Raw genomic sequence first — 1,820 nt, 5'->3', positions numbered from 1 at the left:
GCCGCGACCGTGGTCACCGCGGTCGGCGGCAGCGTGGAACTCTCCGGCGACGCGGGCGTGTTCGCCCGGACCCGGGCCGCGCTCACCGTGCTCCCGCTGTCGGTCACGCTGGCCGGCGCCCTGGTCCTCGGTGCCGGCTTCTTGCGCCCGCTGCGGCACCGGGCGGTCGCCTCGGCCGGGGAGCTGGCCGGCTGGGCGGCGCGGCTCGCGGCGCTGTGGCTGCCGGCGCTGATCGGCCTGGCCTTCGCCGCCCGGCAGACCTTCGCCGTGGACGTGGGCAGCGGCACCCTCAGCGATCTGGCCGACCTGTTCGACGCGGCCCCGCGGATCGGGTTCACCACCGAGGTGCCGCTGACCGTGCTGTTCGGGCTGCTGTGGCTGGCGGGAGTGCTGCTGCTGGCCCTGCTGGTCGCGCGCGGAGCCCCGCTGCCGGGGCGGCTGCTGCGCCGTCAGGAGGCGGTGCGCCCGGCGGCGCACGCGATGGTGGAACTGCTGCTGGCCTGCGTCGTCGTCGCCCTGGTCACCGCCCTGATCACGGCTGTCGCCCGCGGGCACGGCGCCACGGTCTGGGCGCTGGTCCTGCTGGGTCTGCCCAATCTGGCCTGGCTCGCCCTCACGCTCGGCCTGGGGGCGACCTGGGACGGCCGGGTGGACGGCCCGTTCGCGCTGCCGATGCCGCCCGTGCTGGACGAGATCCTGCGCACCCCGGACGTCACCGCGCTCGATCTCGGCTCGCTCACCGCCCACGACGGGCGGATGTGGTGGCTGGTGGTCGTGGACGCCGTGCTGCTGCTCGCCGTGGCCTTCCGGATGGCCGTCCGGTCACCGTCCCGGATCCGGCCCTGGCAGCACGCCCTGCACCTGGCCGTCGCGCTCGCCCTGTCCGTGCTGACGGTCTGTCTGACCGGCCGTGTCTCGGCGCACTACGGGCTGTCCCTGCTCGGCATCGGGGACCTGGGCGGCGACCTGACCGGGGAGCTGCTGCTGCGGCCCCGGGTGTGGCAGGCGGTGGGCCTGGGCGCGCTGTGGGGGCTGGTGGCCGGCTTCCTGGGCGGTCTGCTGGCCCGGCCGGTGCGCCGGGGCGGCTCCGTGGACGGCGTTATGCGCCGCCGGCGTGGTCCGGTCTGACGCCGAGCACCGGCGCGGCCCAGCGCGGGGGCCGGGGGGCGGGCTCGGCGGGCTGCGACCGGTCCGCCTCGGAGGCCGTGCGGCCGGCCGGGGCGGTCATGGCCGTGCGCAGCGCGGCGACGAAGGAGAGGCAGGTGTCGTGGCGGGCGTCCGGGCTCTTGGCCAGGGCCCGGGCGAAGACGGCGTCGAGGGCCGGCGGCAGACCGGGGCGGACCGCGCTCGGCGGCGGCGGATCGTCGTACTGGTGGGCCCACAGCAGGGCCATGTCGTCCTCGCGCTGGAACGGAGGGCGGCCGGTGAGCGTCTCGTAGACCACGCAGGACAGGCCGTAGACGTCGCAGCGGCCGTCGACCGGGCGGCCGGAGATCTGCTCGGGTGCCACGTAGTCCAGGGTGCCGACGAACTGGCCGACGCTTGTGAACCCGGTCAACGACAGCGATTTCTTGGTGAGCCCGAAGTCGGTCAGGTACACGTACTCGGGGTGGTCGCTGTCGGTGCCCTCGGCGACCAGGATGTTGCCGGGCTTGACGTCCCGGTGGACCAGGCCGTGCTCGTGGGCGGCGTCCAGGGCGGAGGCCACCTGTCCGGCGATGCGCACCGCGTCCGGCGGCGCCAGCGGGCCGCGCACGTCGATGAGGTGGCGCAGGTCGCTGCCGGAGACGTACCGCATGGCGATGTACAGCACCCCGTCG

Annotated in this window: 2 protein-coding genes; one reads left to right on the top strand and one right to left on the bottom strand. The window is 75.7% G+C overall.

From position 1 onward, the window contains the following. Positions 1-1,128 (top strand): streptophobe family protein (locus CCN44_RS27240; protein ID WP_086700385.1); only part of this gene is annotated, 1,128 nt, incomplete at its 5' end. On the opposite strand, the gene CCN44_RS27235 is transcribed toward CCN44_RS27240, so the two are convergent. After that, positions 1,100-1,820: serine/threonine-protein kinase (locus tag CCN44_RS27235; RefSeq protein WP_086700381.1), on the bottom strand; the 721-nt coding region annotated here is incomplete at its 5' end. The genes CCN44_RS27240 and CCN44_RS27235 overlap by 29 nt on opposite strands.

The organism is Streptomyces tricolor, from assembly GCF_002155905.1.
Classification (GTDB): domain Bacteria; phylum Actinomycetota; class Actinomycetes; order Streptomycetales; family Streptomycetaceae; genus Streptomyces; species Streptomyces tricolor.
Note: the sequence above shows the minus strand (reverse complement) of the source record. Positions and strands in the feature narration are given on the sequence as shown.